The following is a 24258-nucleotide window of genomic DNA, read 5'->3' as shown; positions in this document are numbered from 1 at the left end:
CACCCGGCACACAGAAGCAAACCGGGTTACGGCGCGCCAGAATCCCTGAGCGAGGCCGGGCCGCGGGGGCTCGGGGTGGTCCGGAACCGAAAAGGGGAAAGCCGGAACGGGGCGGGGCGGACCAGAACAACGGGGGCGGAGCCGAACACGGGGGCGGCCCGGCCGTATCCGAGGGGCCGGGCCGCGTCAGGGGTTCGCCGTCAGCGAGCGGCGTCCGCTAGCAGGCGGTGTCGAGGGTGTTCTGGAGACTGGACTCCTCGGCCGAGGTGACGGTCAGGTCGTAGATGTACTTCACGTTGATCCAGGACTTGGCGTAGTCGCAGTGGACGGCCGTGTTGGGCGGCATCCACTCTGACGGGTCCTTGTCGCCCTTGGAGCTGTTGCTGGACGGGGTGGCCAGCCACAGCTGGGAGCTCGTGACGTCGTTGGCGAACTCCGTGCGCCGGGCGGTGGACCAGTCAGCGGCGCCGGTCTTCCAGGCCTCGCTGAGCGCGACCAGGTGGTCGACGCTGATGTCGCCGGGGACGTCGTACACCCACTCGTCGTCGAAGGCGCTCCACCAGCTGCCGGAGGTGGGCTGGCAGTTGGAGTCGGTGACGACGTCGTGGCCGTCCCGCTGAAGCACCACCTGGCGGGAGGTGCAGGGGCTGTCGACCACGTTCCAGTGCGGGAAGAGGCTTCGGTCGTAGCCGTCCTGCGGGCCCTTGGCGGCGACGGTGAGCGAGTTCAGCTGGGTCTGCGCGGCCGGGTCGCTGGGGATGTTCGGGGGCAGGGTGTGGTCGGCGGCGGCCGGGGAAGCCCAGCCGAGAACCATCACCACGGCGGCGGCCGAAACGGTCGCCGCGGTGCGCGCGAGCACGCGGGGGAAGGGGGTCACGTGTTTCTCCTCTTGAGCGGGTTGAGGAAATCCGGACCCCACTACTGTGAAGTAACGGTGATCTTGAAACCAGACCCCACGCGAGAATTCCGCGTGAATCGGAGGCCGCTCGCGAATAACGAAGGCGAGACGCGGTTACGGCGAAGATGGGGCCCGGATTCGTTTTGCGCCGAGATCTGCCTCAAATGCTTGTGAAATAGATCACACATAAGACTCCGCGTGGGCGGCCCTGGGTTCGATGGTTCACCGGCGCTCAGGAGTGAGCTGGGCGAACAAGAGGGATCAGGCGGATCGCCTCCAGAAGATCACGCTCGGCGACACTGTGCAGGTGAGCGCCGGAGAAGACCCTGAAGGAACGAAAAACCCCGAAGGAAAGACTTCCGGGCGCCATTCGTTTTCGCCTATATAGTATGCCAGTAATACCCAGATGATGAACGTGTAAACACCGACAGAAAAGAACAACACGATCCAGGCCGTCCGGGTTTGTTAAGTTCGCATGTCGTACGAAGGACCCCAGCCGAGAGGAGCACCCCCTCGAGGGGAGCGCCATGACTCTGCAAATGGATCTTCCGACAGCGGACGACTACCCGACCCGTAAGGCACCCGAACCCGCACTGCTCTACCGCAGGGACCCCGTCGTCTGGCACGGCGGCCCGGGGAACGGTGCCCCGAACGGACCCTTCACTCCCGAGGAACTGGACGGCTACGACCGCCGCGGCTACACGCAGGTCGAGTCGATCGTGAACCCGGTCGAGGTCGAGTCCTACCGCGCCGAACTCCGCCGCCTCAGCGCCGACGCCACCCTGCGCGCCGACGAGCGCGTCGTGGTCGAACCCGGCTCCAACGAGGTGCGCTCAGTGTTCGAGGTGCACAAGGTGAGCAAGGTCTTCCATGACCTCGTGAACGACCCCCGCCTCGTGGAGCGCGCCCGCCAGATCCTCGGATCCGACGTGTACGTGCACCAGAGCCGCGTCAACTACAAACCCGGCTTCGGTGGCGGCTCGTTCTACTGGCACTCGGACTTCGAGACCTGGCACGCCGAGGACGGCATGCCCCGGATGCGCGCGGTCAGTTTCTCCGTGGCACTCACCGACAACTTCACCCACAACGGCGCCCTGATGATCATGCCAGGGTCGCATCGGACCTTCGTCTCCTGTGTGGGCCAGACCCCGGACGACCACTACCGAGCCTCGCTGAAGAGCCAACACGTGGGCACCCCGGACCAGGCGTCGCTGAACCTGCTCGCCGACCGGCACGGCATCGACGTGCTCACCGGCAAGGCGGGCGACGTGACCGTGTTCGACTCCAATTGCATGCACGGGTCGGGCGGCAACATCACGCCCTACCCGCGCTCCAACGTGTTCGTGGTGTTCAACAGCGTGGACAACGCGTGCACCAAGCCGTTCAGCGCGGGCGACGCCCGCCCGGAGTTCCTCGCCGCACGGGAGACCGTCCCGGCGGGAAGCTAACCCCCGTGATCTTGCTACCAGTAGCAAGTTCGGCGCCGATTTCGCTTCTGGTAGCAAGATCATCCGGAGATGGACGGGGGAGGTCGGGCTGCCGGACGTGGCCGGGGAGAGGACACGTCCGGCCGGAACACTCCTGACAGACCCGCGAACACGGGCGGCCCGCACCCCTGCTCGGGTGCGGGCCGCCCGCATGCTTCGCCGCCTGGGCCTCAGGTGGCGCTGGCGGCGGGGGCGAGGGCGTTGACCAGAACCCCGCCCAGGGCCCCGTGGGCGCGTTTGGTGGCCGGACGCAGGGCACCGACGTCGATCTTCGTGTACGAGGCGCCCAGGTGGTCGTCCCAAGGGATGCGCACGATCGCGCGGCAGCGACCGCGGGCCACCCGTTCGGCGGAGTCCACGTCCTGGAGGCTGCGCTTGCTCACCCCGTTAACCACCAAGACCGAGTTGGCCCTGAGGTTGGCGTAGCCGTTGCCGTCCAACCACTCGAAGGTCATGGAGACGGCGCGCTCGGCGTCCGCGCTCGCCGGGGCCACCAGGACCAGGCCGTCGGCGACGGGCAGGGCCCTGGCCACACCGGTGGCGGCCGGGTCCAGCAGCGTCACCCCGTAGAACCCGCCGAGCAGGTTGGAGAGCTGGCCGTAGTCGCGGTCGTCCAGGGTCTGGACGTAGGGGTCGTCCAGGGTCTGCACGACCTCCAGCCCGGTCCCGGCCCGCCCCGCGTAGGCGCGCATCCGCTCGTACTCGTCCACGGAGTCGGCGTTAGCCAACAGCGCGGTGAGGGTCTCCGGGGCCTGGGCGCCGACCCGGCGGGACAGGCCGTTCGGTCCGGGGTTGACGTCGACCGCCACCACCCGGTCGTCGCGGTGCGCGGCGAGGGTGTGGCCGATCATCAGGGCGGTCACCGTCTGCCCGGCGCCGCCGGTGCAGCCGAGGACGACCAGGGAGCGCGGTTCGGCCAGCGGAGTGCGCAGCCGCTCGATGTCACTGGCGGGCAGATCCGAACGGACCGGCGCCGCTCCCCCGGTGACGACCTTGGCCAGCCGACGCCAGCCACGGGTACCGCCGGAGACAGCGGAATCCACCGGCTGGGGCTCGGGCTCCTCCGCGCGCTGGACCGGTTCGGGCTCGGGCCTGTGCGAGGGCACCCCGTTGGGGGTGTCGCCCAGCCGGGCCTGTTCGCCGGTGCCGTGGTCGAGTTCGAGGTCGGGCTTAGCCTGATCGTCGGCGGACTCGGTCCGCCGCGACGGCTCGGGCTCCTCCCCCGGCGTCGGCTGCCCGAAGAGCTGCCCGATCCGCCGCGCGTTCTGCGCGACCCGGTGGAAGACCCCGTCGTGGGAGTCGGGCCCCGCCTGCGAAGCCGGAGCGTCGGCCGGGATGTCCTGGGCGCCGTGGGATCCGCCGTCCTCGTGAGTGTCCTGAGCACCGTGAGGCTCGCGGTCCCCGTGAGCGGCATGAGACGCGTGAGTGTCCTGAGCTTCGGGGGGTGTCCGGTCCCCGTCGGCCCCCTGGGGGGCTCGGTCGGGTTCGACCGATCCCTTCTGCTCGGCAGTGGTCTCCGGGGATGCTGACCGCATGGTGCGGGAGAGGTCGTCGGACCGGTCCGGGGCGTCCTGGACCTCGGTCCCGGCTGGGGCGCGGCGGGCGCGTAGGGCGGCCGCCTCTGCTTCGGCGAGTTCGGCCTCGGTGGGCCGGACCGGGGCCTCAGCCGCCGGGTGGGTTTCGGTAGCGGCGCTGCCCTCCGGCGGGTGGGAGGCTGCGGTGGTCTCCCCTGAGCTGGTGACCGGCGGCGCGGGGTCGGTGGTTTCGTACGCGGTGGCACTCGACCTCGGGGTGGGCGTGCGGGGGTCCTTGCGAACCTCCACGAAGCTCACGAGTTCGCCGGTGCCGTGGTCGAGCTGGGTGGACGGCTTGGGCTCGTCGACCCGGGCGGCGGCAGCGGCCTCGGCGGCGCGCCGGTCGTCCTCCTCGGCCTCCTTGCGGATGGCCTCCTCGCGGGCCCGCAGCTCCCGTTCCTCCTGCTCGCGGGCCTCCTCCTGCTGGACCCTGAGCTCGCGCTCCGCCTTCTCCCGAGCTTCCTGCTCCCGGGCCTCGGCGGCAGCGCGGCGTTCCTCGCGGATCTCGCTGACCGCGATCACCGGGTTGTCCTTGTCCCCCACCTTGGGCTGGTCCGGGTGGCGGCGCTTGCCGTCGTCGAACCACTCCGAGGGGTCCCGGCGCTCGCTGTCGCGCTCCTTGCTGGGCACCGCGTCGGCGAACTTCGGCCGGGGCGGGGCCGGGGTGTCGGCCGTGATCAGGTGCTGGTCGAGCACGGACATGTGCTCGCTCCACTCCGGGCCACGCTCGGCGGGGTCCTCCTCCTCGGGCTCCACCGGCATCGCCTCGTGCTCGCCGGTGCCGTGATCCAGCTGCAGCGGCGGCTTGGCGGCGCCCGATTCGGGAGTGCTCGGCTTGGCGGTGCTCGGCTCGGGGGCGGCCGTATCGGGGTTCCGCGCGGCAAAGGAGGTCTGCGGGCCGGCTTCGGAGCGAGCGGTCGACTCCTCACGCGGCTTCTCACGCGGCTCGTCCTCGGGTGCGGACGAGGCTGGGGGCAGCCACGGCGCGGCCGCCACGTCCTCGGCGACCGAGGGCCGGCCCGAGGCCGCGGCGTAGCGGGCCGCGTAGTCGGACAGCCCCGGGTAGTCGGCCTGACCGGAGGAGGCCGCGGGCTGTTCCTCGGCGTCGAGCGCCCACGGAGTGGCGTGCGGGCGGCCCTGACGGCGGGTCCTAGCCGGACGCTCGTCCTGGTTCCCCGTCACCGGGAGCGCCCGGCCCTTGGCCTTAGATGTCCGGGCGGGCGGGGTCTGCTGGGCGCGCTCACGAACGGGAACAGACTGCTGGGCCGCCTCGGGCGCCTCCGTGCCCTCCCCGGTCTCGTCGCGCTCGCGGCGGTCGGCGTGCTCCTTGGCCACCTGGATGCCCTGGACCCGTCCGCGCAGGCGGCGGGCGGCGGGGGACCCCTCCCCGCGCTGCTCGGTCGTGCGCTCCTCGGGCTCGCCGCGGTGCCGCTCACCCGAGCCCTTCGGGGCGGGTCCGGGTTCTGCTGGGCTGACCGCGTCGGCGAGTTCGGCACTGCTCATGGCGGTGGTGTCGCTGGCGGCGTAGGCGCCCTTGGAGGTCAGGCCGAGGGGCGTCTCCCCGGAGGAGGCGCGCAGCTGGGCGAACCACTGGTCGCGATCGCGCTGCTCGTCCTCTTCGGTGACGTAGAGGGGCTCGCCGAAGTCGACGTCCTCGTCGAGCAGGTTCCGTTCCGGGGGCCGGTGGCCGCGGTCGTGGTCGCGGTCGTGGCCACCGCTGCCCTCGTGGTCGCCCGGGTCCTGGTCGCCGGAGTCGGCCCAGTCCGCGTCGGGGCCGAGGGCGAAACCGAAGTAGTTGAGCATACGGCGACCGACCCCACGATGGCGGTCCGCAGGGGGGTCGGCGGGGAGGTCGGAGGCGTCGGCGGCCAGTTCACGGTGTTCGGACTCGTTCCGCGGCTCCGCCACGGCATCGTCCTCCTGAATCGGAGCAGTACCGGAGCGGGCCGGGGCGTGCGCGCTCGAAGCAGCAGCGACCGGGACCCTCCGGGCGGGGGTGTACTCGACGTCGTCGTCAGGGACGGGAGCGGGTTCGTGTGCGGGTTCGGCGGCGCGGACGGGTTCAACAGCACGGACCGGTTCGGGCTCGGCCGTGGGCACACCGCGCAGCGGCGGCGCGGCCTCGGGCGCGGCGCGGCGGCCGCTCCCCCGGACCGGGGCTTCCTCCGCTCCCTCCAGCTCACCGAGTGCGGCGGCCTCCGCTTCCTCGGCCTCGGCGGCACGCTCCAGGGCGGCCTCCTCCTCGGCCTGGGCCCTGCGGGCCGCGGCGCGGGTCAGGGGCAGCGGCCCGGCCTCCGGGTGCCGGTGCCACACGCGCACCGAAACCCTGACCTCGGCGGGCTCGTACTCGGGTGCGAGCCGGGTGTAGACGCGGGCCTCGGTGAGGAACCGGGCCTGCGAGATGAGCAGCTCCGTGAGGCGCTTGCCCTCGATCACCGGCCGGGTGGCCAGCACGGTGATCACCCCCGGCGGTACGACCCACAGCACCAGGTGCCAGCCGTTGCCGAAGTCGAACGGGGCGTTGACGATGCTGAGCAGCACCACCCACAGCGCGAACACACCCAGCGCGACCCCGAAGGTCCCCACCGGGAGCGGCATGGGCAGCCGGAAATCGTAGAGCTTGTACAGCCGCTTCTCGATACGCCAGATGTTGGTGTACGTGGGCAGATCCACGTTTTCCGGCCTCCCTCGCCTAATCCGTCGATACGCCCATCGCTCGGGCGAGTGCCACCGCGATGACCTCGATGATGCCGGGAACGTAGAAGACGATCCCGATGAAGATCGCCAGGATGATGAACTGCATGAAGCGGGTGATCTCCCTGGTGAACAGGAAGAAGATCGCCACGATGGACACGATGACGAGGAAGAGCGGCCCGAAGAAGCCGCGCAGGAAGTCCGCGAGGCCGCCGGTGTCGGGAGCGTTCTGCGCGGGGGGAGCCTCGACCGCGAGGGAGGTCAGGTCAGTGGAGCCGAGGGCCGTCATGGAGTCGGCCGTGGCAGACAACAGGGGGAGCATGTCAGGCGTCTTCCTCCGCTGTCGTTACTGGTGAGCGCATGGTTCTTCTCGTCTCCTTGCCTACAGGCCCCGTTGTCGGTCGATCAGCCGCCGAACGAGTGCGGGGCACCCTGGATGTCACGCACGTACCACTCGTTACCGGAATTCACGACCGTGACCAGGTAGTTCTGCACCATCTGCCCGGCTTCACCCGTACCTTCACCGGCGTCGCCGGAAGGCAGGGCCCAGACCACGGCGGTTGCCACCTGTCGTACATCATCATCCCCGGTCGAGGACTGGGATGGCACCGTGATATCGGACAGTTCGACAAATTCCACACTGTTCGCCGGAAGTGGGGTGACTGTGGCACCCAGTTCCACATAGCGGTCGAGGTGACCGGCTTCCTCTGCGTAGGCCTCGAAGAAACCGGTGAGCACGCCCTCGAGCTGTTCGGCGACCTGGGGGTCCTGGTCGAAGGAGGGCGCCGCGGGCAGCTCGGCCCGGGCGGGCGCGGCAAGCAGGGCCGGGCCACCGGAGAGCACCAGCGAGGAGCCGTCGCTGTAGACGGGCACCTCAAGGCTCATGGCCTCCCCGTTGACGTCGGCGCGGATGACCACCACGGCGTTGTACTCGTCGTGGACCTCCACCGCGATCACCGTCAGGTTCTCCCCGGTGAGGCTGTCCGCGGGGAGGTTGAGCTGCCCCGCCTGGCCCTCGGGGACGAAGGTCGCCAGGGCGGCCTGTCGGGTTTCGGGATCGGCGGTGTCGAGGTAAGCGTCGGCGAAGCGGAGCGCGAAGGCGGCCGCGGCGGTCTCGGGGAACTGGACCGTCTCGGTGACCTCGGGTTCGGCGGCGGAGGTAGGCAGGGAAAAACCGTTGCGGATGGGGAACCAGATGCCGTTGAAGATGACGACGATGACGAACGCCCACAACAGCACGCGCCCCACACCGACCCACCAGCGCCCACCGGCCCCGGCCCGCAGCTTCCGGGGGCGCGGGGCGTCGAGCTCGTCGTCGACGTCGTCCGCCCGGTCACGCACCGCGGTGTCGCGCCGCGCCGTCTTGGCCATCCCCGCCTCCATCTCCTGCACACAGTGATGCGCCGGCCCCTGCGCCGACGCCCGGTCTTCCTCGCGCCGTAACCGACGCCTTCCGCCATGCCCTTGTCTACCCCATCCCTATAGTGAGGCATTGTGCGGGTTGGGAGCGGCCAGGGCGAGTCCGCGTTTCCCCGCCAACCGCACATTGCACACGGCGAAGAATCCTGACAAAAAGACCCAAAGTGCGTGAATTCACCACCCAACGCATCCTACGGTGGTGCACTTCAGCGCATTTCTGGCCTGACCGTAAAGGGATTAGTCACCGGTCGGAGAGCAAGATGTGTCCTCCGCGGTCAGGAAACCGTTGAGCGGATGTAACCGGCGCCACACCAGAATCCTCCGTCACATCGGCCCGCGGCAGACGGAGTCCGTACTTTGGACGCATGACCGCTCCGCCCGAATGGATGCGCCCTCCCCGCGAGGAGGGCTGGTTCGCGGAGGATCTGGACCACCTTCCGGAAGCGCCCCGGCACACCGAACTCATCGGCGGAGCACTCGTCTTCAGGACGTCCCCCCAAAGCTCCTGGCACAGCCGCCTCGTCACCGGCCTGACCACGGCCCTGATGGAGCAGGTCCCCGAGGGCGTCGAGGTCGAACGTGAGATGACGATCGGGCTCGACTCGCGTAATCGTCCGGAACCCGATCTCCTGGTCACGAGTGCTCCGTACGACCCGGACCGCACGTGGTACGCCCCGGAGGACGTCCTGCTGGTCGTCGAGGTGGTCTCCCCCGAGTCCGCCCACCGGGACCGCAGTGTCAAGCTCCGTAAATACGCGGAAGCCGGGATCCCGCACTACTGGTGCGTCGAGGAGGAAGGCTGGGTCCCGGTCACCCGTGTCTACGAACTCGACGAACCCACGGGCGCCTACGCCCCGGCCGGGATCTTCCGAGGGCCCTTGCGACGCCCCGTGCCCTTCAAGGTCGACCTGGACCTGACGGGACTCCTGCCCCCGCGGCGGGCCTGAAGCGGGCGGCGCCCGGAGCGGTGTCCGGGATGACGCGAGCCCTCTGGCATCAGTAGTGGTACCGGGCGGCGAGGATCACGATCTCCCGATCCGTCACCAGGTACACCAGGCGCTGTTCGTCGTCGATCCGCCTCGACCACGCTCCCGGCAGGTGGTACTTCAGTGGTTCGGGCTTCCCGAGACCGGTGAACGGATCCCGGCGGATGTCATCGATGAGCTTTTTGATCCGCGCGAGCATCTTGCAGTCGGTCTTGAGCCAGGACGTGTAGTCGGCCCAACCGTGGTCCTCGAAGACCAGCCTCCTCACTCTTCGTCCTCCGCCGTGTCAGGGTCGATCAACTCTCGCTCCGACACGGAGCCCGCCAGGGCGTTCTCGTAGGACTCCAGCAGTCGGCGGGCGTTCGCGGGTGAGCGCATGAGGTAGGCCCCCTCGCGCAGAGCGGCGTAGTCCTCCGCGGAGACGAGGACCGCGTTGCCGTGCTTGGAGACGATCTCCACGGCATCGTGGTCATCGTTGACCTGCTTGATCAAGGGAAAGAGGGATCTGCGCGCCTCGCTCGCCGTGATGGCCATGGTGAAAACCCCCTGAAGTGAGTGGTACAAGATACGGTACCATCAGCCTCTCTGGGAGTGGCTAGGATGTCGCGATGATCCCCCAAGCTCCCCTCCCCGGTGTCCTGTTGCCGCTCTTCGGACTGCTCGCGCTCGAGCACCTGGGAATCCAGCTGCTCGGCCTCGATGTCTGGTCTCGGACGCCCTGATCGCCCTGCGCGCCTTCGCCCCCGGCTGGGCCCGCCCCAGGGCGCGTTCTGGGTGACGAACACCTACATCGCCGCCCAGACCCCGATCATCCTCGGGCTGCTGGCACACGAACGGAACCGGGCGGAAAAGGTCGGTGGGGGCGAGGCCAGTACCGGGGCGTAGGGTGCGCCGCATGGACCAGAGTCTCTCCCTCGTCACCCTGGGCGTGCGCGACGTCGCGCACGCCGCCGACTTCTACGAGCGCGCGGGGTTCGAACGCCGCCACGACCTCGGCGACATCGTCTTCCTACCGACCACCGGCCCGGTACTGGCGCTCTACGGCTGGGACGCGCTGGCGGAGGACGCCGGGGTGGCCCCGGCAGGGGAAGGGTTTCGCGGGGTGACGCTCGCGGTGAACCTGGACAGCGCCGAGGAGGTGGACACCGCCTTCGATGCCTGGCTCGCGGCGGGCGCCACGAGCGTGCGCGCGCCCGTGGCCAAGGAGTGGGGCGGTTACTCCGGCTACCTTGCTGATCCGGACGGGCACCTGTGGGAGATCGCCTTCAACCCCTCGCAGGCCTTGATGCGAATCAACGCACAGGGACGACTGGAACTGGTCCGGCCAGCGGACTGAACCGGCCTGACCTGCGATATGTCAAGCGAACCGCACAGCCGCACCCATGGACTGATTCCTCTTTTCCCGGCCAGGTGCGGGCTGTCATAAAACAAAAGGCGCTCCATCACCCGGGTTCGGCAGCGCCGATCACGCATGCCACCACCGCCAGGGCAAACACCCAGTCCAGCGCCGAAAGGAAACGTTCTCCGCGCACGAAAAACCCATGAAAACCAGCAAGAGAATTCTTACCCCGGTGAGCGTGATTACCATTGCGGCGCTCACTCTGACCGGATGCAGTTCCGGGCCGGACAGCGTGTACGACTTCACCCGTGACAGCTACGTGGAGCCCGACACCGCTCTGGCGGTCGAGATCCCCGAGGAGCTTCGCGAAGCCGCCGGAGACGACGCCGAGGGACTACTGGTCACCTCAGCCATCCTGAGCTCTGTTGAGCTGGAAAGCGCGCAGTACTGCGTCGTCGAAATCAAGTTCTCCTACGCCGGGGACGCGGTCGAAGTGCTGGCCGCACCCCGATACACCGAGTCGGACGCGGCCGAGGACGTGCGAGAAGAGCTCGATGACCTGCTGCGTGAATTCAACGCGGATTCGACGGAGGATCTCGAAGAAGCCGTCATCCAGCACTCCGAAGAGTGGGTCGAGCGCAATATGAATTACGAGCTCTCCTCCTCCGAAGATGACATGAGCATCGAGGAGTTCATTGATGAATTCATGGAGTGGGAATCCCTTGATGATATTGCTGCGGACTACATCTGGGGATGGTACATCGATTGGCACGGATTTCGTGACCACATGGAAATCGACTGGGATAATCCGCCCCAGAACCCGTCCCCGACGGTCGATGGAACCCTGCAGGAGGTGACCAAGGGACTCGAGGACGTGTTCGCCGAGGATGTGGCGGAATCGGCCGAGGTGCCTGAATGGGAGAACGTCGCCTCCCGCCTCGGCGGTTGGTCGGGGCACTCCATCGACGAGCTCGACGAGGGTTCCCCGGAACCGGGTGCGTACTTCTCGGACGACCTGGAGAAAGCGACACTCGTGCGCGACTGCGCGAAGTCCCCGACCGATGAGGACGCGGTGTTCAACCTCCGCTTCCCTGTCGAGGGAGAGGACGGGATCAGCACCTTCGCCAGAGCCGAGCTCACCGTGATGAAGAACGGCGAGCTCTGGATCGCCGACAACGAGGTGAACGGCTACGTCACCGACACCAACGGCAACTGGATCACGGAGTAACCTCCGGCAGCACCCGGAACCGGGACGGAAGACGATGACGGGGGCGGGCCGACGTGGTCGGCGCGCCCCCGTTCGGATCTCGGGTGGGTGAGGCAGCGGGTCAGAGGTTGAAGCGGAACTCCACCACGGGCCTCGGCGTGCATCCAGTACGAGAACCACCCGTTTCGATTCGCCTCGTCGGCGCCGATATTCACGAGCCCGACGAGCTGATCGTCCACGCAGATCGCCCACGGTTGGTGCGCTGCCCCGGCCGAGAGCAGGCGGGCGACATAGCGCTCTGCTTCATCGACCGTCATCACGTCGCCCTGTCGCCGCATGTCGTCGTTTGATGCGAACGCTGAGAACACGGAGCCGGCGTCCGCGAGACGCGGCGGACGGAGGAACGGTGAGACCGCCTCCGTCATGAGGCACCTGCCCACGGATCGATGATTTCTACCCCAGTGTGCGCGAAGTCCTTCACGTTCCGCGTCGCGCAGGTGGCGTCGTGGGCCAGGCAAATCGCAGCGATCTGAGCATCGGCAGTGCTGATCGGTGCACCCGCCGACTCCCGAGACGCAAGCACGTCCGCGTAGCGCTCAGCCGCAATGTCGTCGAACGCCAGCACTGAACGGCTCCCCCGGTATGGCTCGATCGCCTCATCGATCCGGGTCGCCAGCACGTCCTGGCGACGATCGTCAGGAAGCCTGCGCACCACGGCGAGCAACTCGGCGAGGGTGATAGAGGTGATCGCGACGTCGTCCGTCAACGACGTGAGCCACTCGAGGACGCGGGGCTCGGGTGCCGGACGGAAGATCTCCGAGATGACGTTGGTATCGAGGACGATCACTCGAAGTCCACCGCTCGGGCGACGTCGTTACGCGCCGGGACCGGCAACTCATCGAAACCGCCGACGTCCTGCGCCGCGGACAGCAGCGCCAAGCCGATGTGCGGCCTCCGGGCCGCCTTGGTCAGGATGTCGCGAACTTCGGCCTCCATGGACCGACCGTGCTCCTTCGCCTGCGCGGCGAGCTGCTGCTTCACGTGCTCGTCGAGACCGCGAACGATGATGGACGACATAGGAACCACCTCCTGCTGCTATCAATGACGATAGCACTTGGATGTCGAGAGGTGAAAAGCCCCGCCGAGACGACGAAACTCCGCCGATCACGAAGATCGGCGGAGTTCTGACAGTGTCGGCTCAGACGTTGAAGCGGAACTCCACCACGTCGCCGTCGGCCATCACGTACTCCTTGCCCTCGATGCGGACCTTGCCCGCGGAGCGCGCTGACTGCATGTCCCCGGCCGCGACCAGGTCGTCGAAGGAGACGATCTCGGCCTTGATGAAGCCGCGCTGGAAGTCGGTGTGGATGACCCCGGCCGCCTCGGGCGCGGTGGCGCCCTTGTCGATCGTCCAGGCGCGCGTCTCCTTGGGCCCGGCCGTCAGGTAGGTCTGCAGCCCCAGGGTGGCGAAGCCGACCCGGGCGAGCTGGGCCAGGCCGGACTCGGTCTGCCCCAGGGACTCCAGCAGTTCCTGGGCCTCGTCGTCCTCCAGCTCGGCCAGCTCCGCCTCGATCTTGGCGTCGAGGAAGATGGCCTCGGCCGGGGCGACCAGATCCTGGAGCTTGGCACGCAGGGCCTCGTCGGCGAGCTCGTCACTGTCGAGGTTGAACACGTAGATGAACGGCTTGACGGTGAGCAGGCTCAGCTCACGCAGCCGGTCCAGGTCGACGTCCTTGGCCTGGGACAGGGAGACGCCCTCGTCGAGGATCTCCTGCGCGGCCCTGGCGGCCTTGAGGAGCTCCTGGGAGTCCTTGTCCTTGGCGTTGCGCTTGGCGTCCTTCTCCAGGCGCGGGATCGCCTTCTCCAGGGTCTGGAGGTCGGCGAGGATCAGCTCGGTGTTGATGGTCTCGATGTCGCGGGAGGGCTCGACGTCGCCGTCGACGTGGGTGACGTCGGCGTCCTCGAAGGCCCGGATCACCTGGCAGATGGCGTCGCTCTCACGGATGTTGGCGAGGAACTTGTTCCCCAGACCCTCACCCGTGGAGGCGCCGCGCACGATGCCCGCGATGTCGACGAAGTCCACCGTGGCCGGCAGGATCTTCGCCGAACCGAAGATCTCGGCCAGCTTCGCGAGCCGGGCATCGGGCACGCCCACGACTCCGACATTGGGCTCGATGGTCGCGAACGGGTAGTTCGCGGCCAGAGCATCGTTCTTGGTCAGCGCGTTGAAGAGGGTGGACTTGCCAACGTTGGGCAGGCCGACGATCCCGATAGACAGACTCACAAGGTCAGAGTCTATGCGGACCAACGGGTCGGCCGTGCCGTTGCCGCCGGAAAGCGGATGACGGCACCAGAAATCAATCATCAAAACACAGTGCACCCAAGTGGCTACACAGAGTAGGTTCGAGGTGCGGCCGGGCACCGCGACACCGTTCACTGAGGGGAAGACACCGTGGTCCAAGACCAGCTACGCGCGCTCGTACACCGGTACCCGTTCGTGCGCTTCGCCACCCGGCAGCTCCGCGCCCACCTCCCCAGACGCTTCGGCGGGCTGGACCCGGACCGAGTTCCGCCGCGCAACCGCAGCGTCCGACTGGACCTGCCCCGACCCGCGGACGGCCGACGCGAGGTTGGCCCGGACTCGCTCACCCTCCAGTTCCCCGGCTACCTCACCGTCCCCCGCCGCCTGGCCGGCTCCGGGCTGGCCAGGCACGAACCCGACAGCCTCGCCAGCTTCATGGCGATGCTCGACCACACCCGTCCCGGGGCGGTCCTCGACATCGGCGCGGGGGTGGGGGTGTACTCGATACTCGCCGCCGCGCGCACCCGCCGCCCCGTCTTCGCCTTCGAACCCACCCCGGAGATCGCCTCGGCCGCGCGCGCCGTCTCCTCCTCCGCCAACCTCGGCTTCACCGTCGTCGACCTGGCCCTGAGCAACCACAACGGCTCCGGGCACCTGCGCCGCGCCCTGCACAACGACATGTGCAACCGGTTGGTCCACACGACCCGGACGGGGCTCGCGCACATCACCGTGCGCACGAGCACCCTGTCCCGCTGGAACGAGACCGCGGCGACCTTCCCGACCGTGGTCAAGATCGACACCGCCGGAACCGAACCGGACGTGGTCGCCGGCGGTCTGGAGGTCCTGCGCCGCTACCGCCCCTGGGTCCTGACCAAGGTGCGCCCCGACCTGGGCGTGGAGGAACGCCTGATGGCGCTCATCGACCCACTGGACTACCTGTGGTTCCCGATCAGCGGCGACCCGCCCTACGAGGCGCGCCCGGAGATCTCCGGTCGGGCCTCCCCCGCCTGGGAGCGGATGTGGATGCTCGCACCGGAGGAGCCGCCGAACGGGTTCTGGGATTCGGTCGCCATGTGGCGCAGCGCCCTGGCTGCCTGCCAGGGATCACCCCGCTGACCTGGGCGCAGGACGCCTGTTCGGATGCGCCGGGGCAGGTGGGCCGCAAGCCGTTCAGATCCAGCCGTCGAGGGCGGTGAGCAGCCCCGGCAGATCGTCGCGGTGCACGCAGTGCCCGGCCCCCTCCACCGTGCGGACGGTGAACCCGCGCTTGTCCAGGGCACGGGCCCCCTCGGGTCCGATCGGCGAGCCCACCCCCGCGATCACCGCGAGCGAGGGCACCTCGGCCGTCTTCGGGAAGTTGTCCTTGCCCGCGACGTCCCGGGCCACCCAGGTGTAGAAGTCGGGGTCGGCGGCGGCGAAGCCCGCGAGCTCGATCCGCACGTCCTCCTCGCTCCACAGCGGGTGGAGTTCGCGCACCTGGGCGGCGTCGGCGGTGACGAACACCTCCCGCATCCGCTCCGCGGCCCCGGCGGTCAGGGGCGGGACACGGAAGGCCGGGTCGACGTAGACCGCCCGCACCGGACGTAGGTGGTCCAGGGCCAGGGAGAGCGCCACGCAGCCGATGGAGTGCCCCATGACCAGGTCGGCCCCGGGCGGCAGGGTGTCGACCAGGTCCTGGCGGAGCTCCTCCATCGAGTACTCACCGCGCGGGCTGTCTCCGTGTCCGCGCAGATCCACCCCGATCACCCGGTAGCCGCGCCGGACCAGCTCGCCCTCGACCGCGTGCCAGGTCCGGTGCAGTGCGGCGCCGCCGTGCACGAGGAGGGCGGTGCGCTCTCCGTCTCCGCTGGAGTGAGTGGCGAGGCGCATATCGGGCCTTTCTCCGGAGGGACCGCGGGTGTCACGGGGGTTTCGGAAAGCGTGGGTGCTCGGTCCCGCCCCGGCAACCCCCGCTGCTGGCCGGATCCGGTCAGCATTCGCCTGGAGAAGAGCGGTGCCCGGCCGAAAGCGGGGGCGCCCACCCGGGAGGGGGCGGTGTCCGGCCGGGGAACGCCGCCTCAGGAAGTACCGAGTGTGCCCACCATCGCGGCCAGGTCCGTCAGCTCCGCGGGGTCCTCGCCGGAGGCGTAGCTGCGGTCCGAGGTGAGCGCGCTGACCGAGACAGCCCCCTCCACCAGCAGGGCGGTACTGTCCGCGTTCTCCTTGGTCTCGGGCAGCAGCACGGTCCCGGTGCCCGCCTCGGTCAGCCGGACGTCCTCGGCGGGCTTCCGTCTGCCGAGGGCGGATGGTTGACGTTGATCATGTACTCGGCCGTGAGCAGGTCGGCGCCGTGCAGGCATGCGACGAGGCCGGCGGTGAAGTCGGCGGTGAAGCTGGGGTCGGCCGACTGGACCTTCTCTGCACCAACGACGGCAATCAGGGGCGCTCGTTCCTATGCGGCGGTCGTTGTCGTAGGAGGCTGAATCTCCAGGATGGCCGCGGTGCCGCCCACGGTTTGGTCCTCGTGCATGGTGATCACTTGACTGGGCTGAAGATGCTGCCACTGCGAGGGATCGAGGGGAGCGAGTCGGACAGTGGAGCGCCCACCAGGTCCCTGAGAGGGCGTGAACTCCACCCAGAGCTGGGCGATGTTCAAGACCGATTCACCAGCCGGGGTTCGGTTGCCGATGTCCCACATCGGTCGCAGGACGCCGTTTCCGGGGAGAGGAGTCTGCCGATGGCTCTCACCAGTGGGGTGAAGGGTGAGGTCGGCTCGGATGATTCCATTGCGCGTCTCGTAGCAGCGCCAACGGCACCAGGCCGCGCTGTTTCTCAGATGCATCTGCTCGGCGGCAGTAGCCAGGGCCTCCCAGAAGCTGAGCGGGAGCGGGTGGACGTCGCCGAGTTCTTCCAGCAGGCCGAGGGCCACTTCCCACTTGTCGTGGGTGAGGTAGTCCCAGACGTCGTTGATCGTGATGTCGTTTTCGGTGGCGATCTCTTCGCGAACCAGCAGGGAGGCCGCTTCCAGAAGCTTGGGGACGTCCATGCCCTGATTCTGGACCACTGCTTCCTGGCCACTCCAGCGCGTGAAGGCGAATCCGGCCCTGAGATCGCGGACACCCTGCGCGATGAGTACGGCGGCCGCCTGCCCAGCGGAGCCGCCCCGAACAGGCCGCGGCCCTGCTCATCGCGGCCATGGACGGGCTCCAGCTCCAGTGGCTGCACGATCCGGCTGCGGTGGACATGCCCGCCCTCATCGCCCTGCTGTCCGAAACCCTGCGCGTTGGGGAGCACACGGCCCCCGGGGATTGAGAGCATGGCGCCATGGACGCCCTCGCACTCGTACTCGTACTCCTCATCGGTCTGGCCGTCGGCGCCGCCGTGGGATGGATGCTCGCCCGCGGCCGTGACGCCGAGGCCCGCGCGGACGCCCGGGCCGCGCAGGAGCGCGCAGCCTACGTGGAGGAGCAACTCGCGGACCGGTTCCGTGCGCTGTCCGCACAGGCCCTGGACCAGACCAACCAGCGTTTCCTCGAACTCGCCGAGGGGCGACTGCGCGCGGTCAGCGCCGAGGCCGGCGGGGACCTGGACGAGCGGCGGCGAGCCGTGGAGCGGATGGTGGAGCCGCTGACCGCGACCCTGAACCGGGTAGAGACGCAGCTGCGCGAAGTGGACGCCGGTCGGGCCGCCGCCCACGCCGAACTGGCCAAGCAGGTCGAGTACGTGCGCGAGGGTTCGGAGCGACTGCGGGACCAGACGCAGTCACTGGTGACGGCGCTGCGCAGGCCCGAGGCGCGCGGCCGGTGGGGAGAGCTCCAGCTGCGCAGGGTCGCTGAACTGGCCGGGATGGCCGCGTACTGCGATTTCGAGGAGCAGGCGGTGGCCGGGGCGCAGCGACCGGACATGGTGGTGCGGCTGGCGGGCGGCAAGAACATCGTCGTGGACTCCAAGGTGCCGCTGGCCGCGTACCTGGACGCGGTGGAGACCGGGGAGGGCCCGGAGGCGACGGAGCGGCTGCGCGCGCACGCCAAGCACCTGCGCACCCACGTGGACCAGTTGGCGGCGAAGACGTACTGGGCGGCGTTCACCCCGGCGCCGGAGTTCGTGGTGCTGTTCATCCCGGGCGAGGCGTTCCTGGCCCCGGCGCTGGAGCACGACTCGGAGCTGCTGGAGTACGCGATGGAGCGGCGGGTGCACATCGCGACGCCGACGACCCTGATCTCCCTGCTGCGGACGGCGCAGTACGCGTGGCAGCAGGAGGCGCTGAGCGACAACGCCCGTGAGGTGTTCAACCTGGGCAAACAGCTGCACGCGCGGCTGTCGACGCTCGGCGGGCACGTGGAGGGGCTCGGCCGCGCGCTCAACCGCACGGTGGGCGCCTACAACCAGACCGTGGGGTCGCTGGAGAGCCGGGTACTGGTGACCGCTCGGCGATTCGGTGAGCTGGGCCTGGTGGACAGCGACCTGGACCGGCTCTCAGGGGTGACGGAGCGGCCGCGTACGGTGGCGGCACCGGAGCTCGCGGACTCCTCCCCCGGACTCGGCATCACCCCGGGACTCGACACCCCAGCGGGGTTCGACGTCACCTCGGGGTTCGACGTCACCTCGGGGTTCGACGTCACCTCGGGGCTCGATGTCGGCTCGGAGGCCGGTGTCGGCTCGGGGCCTGCGGGGCCAACCGCGCCCGAGTCGGACATGTCGGTTGTGGGCGTCGCGGACACGGCTGATTTCGGCGGTATTCGGCATGGGAGTAACAGCGGCAACGGATCGACCCAAAAAGAACCCAGGGACACCGACCACGGAGAGTGACGAAACGGCTATGCGTCCGGAACCCGCCAGAACCAGGCGGGGAGATCTCGGCGTCCAAGGGGTGGAAGCCGCGTTCACCCCGGAAGGGGCAAGTGGCCGAAATGACGACACGATCCCAGGAAAGACCCCCGAAAATTTACGAGAAGTGACACACTAAACACTGTGAGTAACAAACTTGGGAGGCGCACGACCATGCCCCCGCGCAAGTCGGACGGTCCGGAGCCCGGACAGGCCCCGTACTTCGTGCGGTCCAACGGTCGCCGCCGGGAGGTGCCGAGCGCGGACAGGACGGCGCGCAGTCACCCCAACACGAACAAGACATCACGCAGTCACCCGAACACGGCCGGAGCCGCCAGGTCAGCTGGGGCCGCCAGTTGGACCCCACCACGCCTGACCGGGCGCGGCGGGGTCCTGCTGATCGTGGTGTTCAGCTTCGCCGGAACGATGCTCGCCCACCTGACGGCCACTCCGGCCGCCCCGGGTCTGGCCTTCACCCTCGCCTGTCTGATCACCGCGGCCGTGGTCCGCCCCAGCGACCTGCTGTCGCTCTCGGTGAGCCCGCCCATCGCCTACTTCGTCGCCGTGGTCGCCGCCGAGAGCCTCCTGGCCCTGGGCAACGAGGGGTTCGCCCGGGTCCTCATCCTGGGCCTGGCCTCCCGCCTGGCCGAGGTCGCGCCGTGGCTGTTTCTCGGCACGGCGCTGGTACTGGTCATCTCGGTCTTCCGCGGCCTGCCCGGCAACCTGCGCAACCTCGGCGACGAACTCAACGGCCGCAAGTAGGGCTCACGGGCGTAGGTCCGGCCGACGGGGTGCGGGTTCGGTCAGAAGGGTGCGTCGGAGTCCTGGGGCTCGTCGGCGCGGCGTTCGTCCATGGCGGCGGCCAGCTTGGCGCGGGCACCCTCGAGCCAGCGCTCGCAGATGCGGGCCAGCTCCTCACCGCGCTCCCACAGGGCCAGGGACTCCTGGAGGGTGAGACCGCCCGACTCCAGTCTGCGGACGACGTTGTTCAGCTCCTCCCGGCTCTCCTCGTAGCTCAGTTCCGGGACCTCGGTCTGCTCGGCCATGTCTACTCCCCCTCTGTGGTGTCCGTCGTGCCGGTGGCATCCGTTGTGGCGCTGTCCGCGGCGGGCTTCTTCTTGGCGGCCGTGGACTTGGCTCCCCCGGACTTCGCGCCCCCGGACTTCGCGGCTCCGGATTTGGTGCGTTTGGGTTTGACGGGTGCGGGCTCCGCCGCCTCGGATTTCTCCGGGTCCTCCGATTCCTCCGGCTCGACGGTGCCGTCCAGGGAGTCGACCGTGGCGCGCAGGCCGTCCTCGGCGAAGCGTAGGCGCAGGGTCTCGCCCACCGCGGGTTCGGTAGCGGAGCGGACCACGGAGCCGTCCTCGCGCTGCACGATCGCGTAGCCGCGCGCCAGCGTGGTGGCCGGGGACAGGGCGTGCAGGCGGGCCTCGGTGTGGCCGAGTCCCTCCGTGGCGCGGTCCAGCGAGATCGTCAGACTCCGGCGGGCGCGATCGCGCAGTTCCAGGACCTGTTCGGTGAGGCGTTCGGTCTCCCGGACCGGGTCGGCCAGGACCGGGCGGGAGCGCACGCTCGCCAGCCAGGTGAACTCCCGGTCCACACCACCCTTGATGACCCGGCGGCCGCGGTCGCGGAGCTGGCGGATGATCTCCAGCTGCTCGCCCACGTCCGGGACGGTGCGCTTGGCGGCGTCGGTGGGGGTGGAGGCCCGCACGTCCGCCACGTGGTCCAGCAGAGGCGCGTCCTGTTCGTGGCCGATCGCGCTGACCACCGGAGTGGCCGCGGCCGCAACGGCGCGGACCAGGGCTTCATCGGAGAAGGGCAGCAGGTCCTCCATGGAACCACCGCCCCGGGCGATCACAATGACGTCGACCTCGGGGTGCGAGTCCAGGTCGTGCAGCGCCTCGGTCACCTCGCGGGTGGCGCGGTCGCCCTGGACCGCCACCTGACGGACCTCGAAACGCACGGCGGGCCAGCGGCGGCGGCTGTTCTCCAGCACGTCGCGTTCGGCGGCGGAGTCACGCCCGCAGATGAGACCGACGGTGTTGGGCAGGAACGGCAGCGCACGCTTGCGGGCCGGATCAAAGACGCCCTCGGCGGTCAGGGTGCGCCGCAGCTGCTCCAGGCGGGCCAGCAGTTCACCGATACCGACGTGCCGGATCTCCCGGGCCCGCAGCGAGAAGGTGCCCTTGAGCTGGTAGAAGTCGGGTTTGGCGTGTATGACCACACGATCGCCCGGGCCCGGAGCCGGTTCCTGGCGGCGCAGGACCGAGGTCTCGCAGAGCACGCGGATGGAAGCGTTGGCGACCGGGTCGCGCAGGGTCATGTAGGACATGCGGCCGCGCGAGTTGAGCTCGGCGATCTGTCCCTCGACCCAGATCGCGCCCAGCCGATCGATCCAACCGCCGACCGCTTGGAGTACGGCCCTGACCGGTTGCGGTGATTCCGCGGAACTCTCCATGCCCATGGCTCCAGAGCCTAGGCCAGGGCGACGACAGTTCCGCGAAGGGTCGACGTCACGGGGTTGCGTCACAGGGTTGCGGCGCGGGCTTTCGGTACCGGATCGCGGAACCGGAACGACGGAAGAACACCGCGGCCCCGGAGCCAGTGCGGGCCCGGGTGGGCCGGGCTCCGGGGCAGGATGCGACTTCGGCTGAGCCCGGGGCGTTGCGGCCGGACTCAGGTCACCGCGGACAGGCTCAGGCCTCGGCCTCGAGCTTGGCGATGCGGTTGTCGTACATCTTGATGAACTCGGAACGGCCCTCGTGCGCGACCTCGTAGGCGCGCAGGTCGCGGACCTGCTCGATGGTGAGCTTGCGCAGGCGGGCCCGGATGGACGGCAGGGTGAGCTCGTCGTAGGTGGGCACGGCCAGGTCCTCGACGGCGGGAGCGGCCCCCTTGCGGACCTTCTCCAGGACCTCGTCGCTGGCGACGGTGGTGTGCGCTTCGGCGGCCTCGATCTCCTCGGCCAGCGCGGAGCCGTCCTCGGGGACGTCGGCGGTGGCCGGGGTGGAGGCTTCGCCCTTGGGCTCCTCGACCAGCTTGGCGGCCTCGGCGGCCTCCGTGGCGGGGGCCTCGGCGGGGGTTTCGGCTTCGGTGAGGGCTTCCTCCTTGCTCTTGTCCTCGGTCGCCGCCTCCTCGGAAGCGGGCTTTTCCTGGGCGGACTCCGTGTCCGCCTTCTTCACGGGCTCGGCGTCCGACTTCTCGTCGGACGCGTTGGCGGGAGCCTCGGTGGCGGCTTCGGCGGTCTCGGCGGTCTCCGCCGGGGCCTCGGCCTTCTCCACCGTCTCCGCGGTCTCTGTCGCGGGAGTCTCGTCCTGCTTGTCCTGCACGGTCGTGACGACCGGGTCCTTGCGCCCGAAGATGCCCTTGAACAGGGAAGTCAGCTTCGTGACGATGGTCGGGTTCGACATAGGACGGGGGCTCCTGATGCTCTCGGCGTTGGGCCGGCGGCGCGCGTCCAGCAAACCAGGCAAGGCCGAGTTGAGGGCGAACCGCCTCATAACAGATGCGATGGTGAACCAGGATAGAGGAGGGAGTAACAGCATGAGCAGGCGGGAAGTGAACGATTTCGCCACTTCGAAGCCCAACCGGATACGTTCCGTTACTGTGGCGTCACCTGCACGTGGCCTCTCCGATAGGTATGCCCAGATCGGTGCCCTATCCCACACCCGAACCCACAGCCCCAGATGGCACCTAGGATGTGTTGTATGACTGCGACGACGACTGCCACGAACCAACGCCGTGTGCTACTCGCCAACCCCCGGGGATACTGCGCCGGTGTCGACCGAGCGGTCATCACCGTCGAGAAGGCCCTGGAGCAGTACGGCGCCCCGATCTACGTGCGCAAGCAGATCGTGCACAACACGCACGTCGTGCGCACCCTCGAGGAGCGCGGCGCGATCTTCGTGGAGGAGACCGAGGAGGTGCCCGAGGGCGCCATCGTGATCTTCTCCGCGCACGGGGTCTCCCCGGCCGTCCACGAGCAGGCCGCCGAGCGTCAGCTCAAGACCATCGACGCCACGTGTCCGCTGGTCACCAAGGTGCACAAGGAAGCCCAGCGCTTCGCCAAGGAAGACCGCGACATCGTCCTCATCGGCCACATCGGCCACGAGGAGGTCGAGGGCACCAGCGGCCACGCCCCCGAGCACATCCAGATCGTGGAGAGCCCGGACGAGGTCGACAAGGTCAAGGTCCGGGACCCGAACAACGTCTCCTGGCTGTCCCAGACCACCCTCTCGGTGGACGAGACCAACCAGACGGTGGACGCGCTCCAGAAGAAGTTCCCGAACCTGCTCGCCCCGCCCAGCAACGACATCTGCTACGCCACGTCCAACCGCCAGGACGCCGTCAAGGCGATGGCACCCGAGTGCGAACTCGTGATCGTGGTCGGCTCCGACAACTCCTCGAACTCCGTGCGCCTGGTCGAGGTCGCCCTGGACGCCGGAGCGGACGCCTCGTACCTGATCGACAACGCCACCCTCATGGACGAGGCCTGGCTCGAGGGCGTCACCACGGTGGGCGTGACCAGCGGCGCCTCCGTGCCCGACATCCTGGTGCGGGAGCTGCTCGACAAGCTGGCCGGCCACGGCTTCGGCTCGGTCAGCCCGGTGACGACCGCCGACGAGACACTCACCTTCTCGCTGCCCAAGGAGCTCCGCCGCGACCTGCGCGCCGAGTGAATGAGCGGTGAGCGGTAGCTGGTGCTCGGTGAGCAGCGAGAAGGCCTAGCCACATCGACAGCACCCGGCGAGGGCGCAGACCGAACGACGACGGGCCCCGGAGAACCACGCAGGTCGTGGATTCTCCGGGGCCCGTTGCATGGCCCGTAACGAGAAAACGGCAGTGAAGGCCCCGGGCTCCTCCGGTCTGCGCGAAACGCCTGGCCGTGTCGCGGCCGGTCACGCGCCCGGACGGAACAGCGGCGGCGAAGGCGGCAGACTCCCCAGCCCGGCGCGCACCGGTCCCCGTGTCGCGGCCGGTCACGCGCCCGGACGGAACAGCGGCGGCGAAGGCGGCAGACTCCCCAGCCCGGCGCGCACCGGTCCCCGTGTCGCGGCCGGTCACGCGCCCGGACGGAACAGCGGCGGCGAAGGCGGCAGACTCCCCAGCCCGGCGCGCACCGGTCCCCGTGTCGCGGCCGGTCACGCGCCCGGACGGAACAGCGGCGGCGAAGGCGGCAGACTCCCCAGCCCGGCGCGCACCGGTCCCCGTGTCGCGGCCGGTCACGCGCCCGGACGGAACAGCGGCGGCGAAGGCGGGAGCTCCCCCAGGCCTGCGCGCAGCGGGCCGCGTGTCGCGGCCGGTCATTCCCAGCGACGGAACAGCGGCGACGAGGGTGGGCAGGGAGCCGGGCAAGGCGCTCACCGGGCCGCGTGCCGCGGCGGTGGGGCGAAAGCAGGCAGGGTGAGTGGGGACGGTTTCAGAGTGGGGATGGCACCCGAAACCCGCACCTGGGACTGTCCGCTGCTTCCGAAACCCCTATATCCCCGATGATCTTGCTACCAGAAGCAAGTTCGGCGCCGAACTTGCTTCTGGTAGCAAGA

General features: G+C 69.2%; 24 protein-coding genes. 8 read left to right on the top strand and 16 right to left on the bottom strand.

What is annotated here, in order from left to right; translation table 11 throughout:
• Positions 1–217: 217 nt before the first annotated feature.
• A complete protein-coding gene (locus tag D457_RS0110495) occupies positions 218–877 on the bottom strand; it encodes a GmrSD restriction endonuclease domain-containing protein (protein ID WP_017580622.1) in 660 nt (219 codons plus the stop codon).
• A 548-nt stretch (positions 878–1425) separates the two neighbouring features.
• Here D457_RS0110495 and thpD point away from each other — a divergent pair.
• Complete coding sequence (gene thpD / locus D457_RS0110490) at positions 1426–2346, top strand: ectoine hydroxylase (RefSeq protein ID WP_193374477.1); 921 nt, start codon at positions 1426–1428, stop codon at positions 2344–2346.
• Between the two features lie 209 nt (positions 2347–2555).
• Here the strand turns inward: thpD and D457_RS36410 are convergent, their stop codons facing one another.
• The 3 genes from D457_RS36410 to D457_RS0110475 form a co-directional block, all read right to left on the bottom strand.
• Positions 2556–6632, bottom strand: a complete 4077-nt coding sequence (locus D457_RS36410; RefSeq protein ID WP_026116523.1) for a TcpE family conjugal transfer membrane protein — start codon at positions 6630–6632, stop codon at positions 2556–2558.
• Positions 6633–6651: 19 nt separating this feature from the next.
• On the bottom strand, positions 6652–6975 hold the full coding sequence (locus D457_RS0110480) for a hypothetical protein (RefSeq protein WP_017580620.1): 324 nt from the start codon (positions 6973–6975) through the stop codon (positions 6652–6654).
• 83 nt (positions 6976–7058) lie between these two features.
• Positions 7059–8024 carry a conjugal transfer protein gene (locus D457_RS0110475; RefSeq protein WP_026116522.1) on the bottom strand — a complete coding sequence of 322 codons (966 nt, stop codon included), beginning with the start codon at positions 8022–8024 and terminating at the stop codon, positions 7059–7061.
• A gap of 413 nt (positions 8025–8437) precedes the next feature.
• On the opposite strand from D457_RS0110475, the gene D457_RS0110470 reads away from it, so the two are divergent.
• Entirely contained in the window at positions 8438–9019 is a 582-nt protein-coding gene (locus D457_RS0110470; protein WP_017580618.1) for a Uma2 family endonuclease, read from the top strand.
• Positions 9020–9068: 49 nt separating this feature from the next.
• Here the strand turns inward: D457_RS0110470 and D457_RS0110465 are convergent, their stop codons facing one another.
• Positions 9069–9326, bottom strand: coding sequence for a Txe/YoeB family addiction module toxin (locus D457_RS0110465; protein ID WP_017580617.1), 258 nt, complete (start codon positions 9324–9326; stop codon positions 9069–9071).
• Entirely contained in the window at positions 9323–9592 is a 270-nt protein-coding gene (locus tag D457_RS0110460; RefSeq protein ID WP_026116521.1) for a type II toxin-antitoxin system Phd/YefM family antitoxin, read from the bottom strand. The genes D457_RS0110465 and D457_RS0110460 overlap by 4 nt, the downstream gene beginning before the upstream one ends.
• Positions 9593–9953: 361 nt before the next feature.
• On the opposite strand from D457_RS0110460, the gene D457_RS0110445 reads away from it, so the two are divergent.
• A complete protein-coding gene (locus tag D457_RS0110445) occupies positions 9954–10394 on the top strand; it encodes a VOC family protein (protein WP_017580613.1) in 441 nt (146 codons plus the stop codon).
• 205 nt (positions 10395–10599) lie between these two features.
• Complete coding sequence (locus D457_RS0110440; protein ID WP_152514206.1) at positions 10600–11625, top strand: hypothetical protein; 1026 nt, start codon at positions 10600–10602, stop codon at positions 11623–11625.
• Here the strand turns inward: D457_RS0110440 and D457_RS34645 are convergent.
• The 4 genes from D457_RS34645 to ychF form a co-directional block, all read right to left on the bottom strand.
• Positions 11586–12029 (bottom strand): GNAT family N-acetyltransferase, encoded by a 444-nt coding sequence (locus D457_RS34645; protein ID WP_152514205.1) that lies wholly within the window; start codon positions 12027–12029, stop codon positions 11586–11588. The two genes, D457_RS0110440 and D457_RS34645, sit on opposite strands and share 40 nt — an antisense overlap.
• Positions 12026–12451: a type II toxin-antitoxin system VapC family toxin gene (locus D457_RS0110435; RefSeq protein ID WP_017580611.1), complete on the bottom strand. Its 426-nt coding sequence runs from the start codon at positions 12449–12451 to the stop codon at positions 12026–12028. The genes D457_RS34645 and D457_RS0110435 overlap by 4 nt, the downstream gene beginning before the upstream one ends.
• A complete protein-coding gene (locus D457_RS0110430) occupies positions 12448–12681 on the bottom strand; it encodes a FitA-like ribbon-helix-helix domain-containing protein (RefSeq protein WP_017580610.1) in 234 nt (77 codons plus the stop codon). Before D457_RS0110430 ends, D457_RS0110435 begins: the two co-directional genes overlap by 4 nt.
• A gap of 121 nt (positions 12682–12802) precedes the next feature.
• The gene (gene ychF / locus D457_RS0110425) at positions 12803–13888 is read right to left on the bottom strand and encodes a redox-regulated ATPase YchF (protein ID WP_017580609.1); all 1086 of its coding nucleotides are present in this window, start codon (positions 13886–13888) and stop codon (positions 12803–12805) included.
• Between the two features lie 168 nt (positions 13889–14056).
• On the opposite strand from ychF, the gene D457_RS0110420 reads away from it, so the two are divergent.
• The gene (locus D457_RS0110420; protein ID WP_017580608.1) at positions 14057–15022 is read left to right on the top strand and encodes an FkbM family methyltransferase; all 966 of its coding nucleotides are present in this window, start codon (positions 14057–14059) and stop codon (positions 15020–15022) included.
• Positions 15023–15076: 54 nt separating this feature from the next.
• On the opposite strand, the gene D457_RS0110415 is transcribed toward D457_RS0110420, so the two are convergent.
• From D457_RS0110415 to D457_RS0110405, 3 genes are all read right to left on the bottom strand, one after another.
• Positions 15077–15775 (bottom strand): alpha/beta fold hydrolase, encoded by a 699-nt coding sequence (locus D457_RS0110415; RefSeq protein ID WP_017580607.1) that lies wholly within the window; start codon positions 15773–15775, stop codon positions 15077–15079.
• Positions 15776–15963: 188 nt separating this feature from the next.
• Positions 15964–16245 carry a hypothetical protein gene (locus tag D457_RS34640; RefSeq protein WP_239646059.1) on the bottom strand — a complete coding sequence of 94 codons (282 nt, stop codon included), beginning with the start codon at positions 16243–16245 and terminating at the stop codon, positions 15964–15966.
• 92 nt (positions 16246–16337) lie between these two features.
• On the bottom strand, positions 16338–16931 hold the full coding sequence (locus D457_RS0110405; RefSeq protein ID WP_017580605.1) for a hypothetical protein: 594 nt from the start codon (positions 16929–16931) through the stop codon (positions 16338–16340).
• Positions 16932–17209: 278 nt separating this feature from the next.
• Between D457_RS0110405 and D457_RS0110395 the strand changes: the two genes are divergently transcribed.
• Positions 17210–18694, top strand: coding sequence for a DNA recombination protein RmuC (locus D457_RS0110395; RefSeq protein WP_017580603.1), 1485 nt, complete (start codon positions 17210–17212; stop codon positions 18692–18694).
• 192 nt (positions 18695–18886) lie between these two features.
• Positions 18887–19474 carry a DUF6542 domain-containing protein gene (locus D457_RS0110390; protein ID WP_017580602.1) on the top strand — a complete coding sequence of 196 codons (588 nt, stop codon included), beginning with the start codon at positions 18887–18889 and terminating at the stop codon, positions 19472–19474.
• A gap of 41 nt (positions 19475–19515) precedes the next feature.
• On the opposite strand, the gene D457_RS0110385 is transcribed toward D457_RS0110390, so the two are convergent.
• The 3 genes from D457_RS0110385 to D457_RS0110375 all read right to left on the bottom strand — a co-directional run bounded on the left by D457_RS0110385 (position 19516) and on the right by D457_RS0110375 (position 22125).
• Positions 19516–19758 carry an exodeoxyribonuclease VII small subunit gene (locus tag D457_RS0110385; RefSeq protein WP_017580601.1) on the bottom strand — a complete coding sequence of 81 codons (243 nt, stop codon included), beginning with the start codon at positions 19756–19758 and terminating at the stop codon, positions 19516–19518.
• Positions 19759–19760: 2 nt separating this feature from the next.
• Positions 19761–21179 carry an exodeoxyribonuclease VII large subunit gene (gene xseA / locus D457_RS0110380; RefSeq protein WP_017580600.1) on the bottom strand — a complete coding sequence of 473 codons (1419 nt, stop codon included), beginning with the start codon at positions 21177–21179 and terminating at the stop codon, positions 19761–19763.
• 232 nt (positions 21180–21411) lie between these two features.
• A complete protein-coding gene (locus tag D457_RS0110375; RefSeq protein WP_017580599.1) occupies positions 21412–22125 on the bottom strand; it encodes a hypothetical protein in 714 nt (237 codons plus the stop codon).
• A 297-nt stretch (positions 22126–22422) separates the two neighbouring features.
• Between D457_RS0110375 and D457_RS0110370 the strand changes: the two genes are divergently transcribed.
• Positions 22423–23394 carry a 4-hydroxy-3-methylbut-2-enyl diphosphate reductase gene (locus D457_RS0110370; RefSeq protein WP_083926724.1) on the top strand — a complete coding sequence of 324 codons (972 nt, stop codon included), beginning with the start codon at positions 22423–22425 and terminating at the stop codon, positions 23392–23394.
• Positions 23395–24258 lie beyond the last annotated feature (864 nt).

Source organism: Nocardiopsis valliformis DSM 45023 (genome assembly GCF_000340985.1).
Lineage (GTDB): Bacteria > Actinomycetota > Actinomycetes > Streptosporangiales > Streptosporangiaceae > Nocardiopsis > Nocardiopsis exhalans.
Note: the sequence above shows the minus strand (reverse complement) of the source record. Positions and strands in the feature narration are given on the sequence as shown.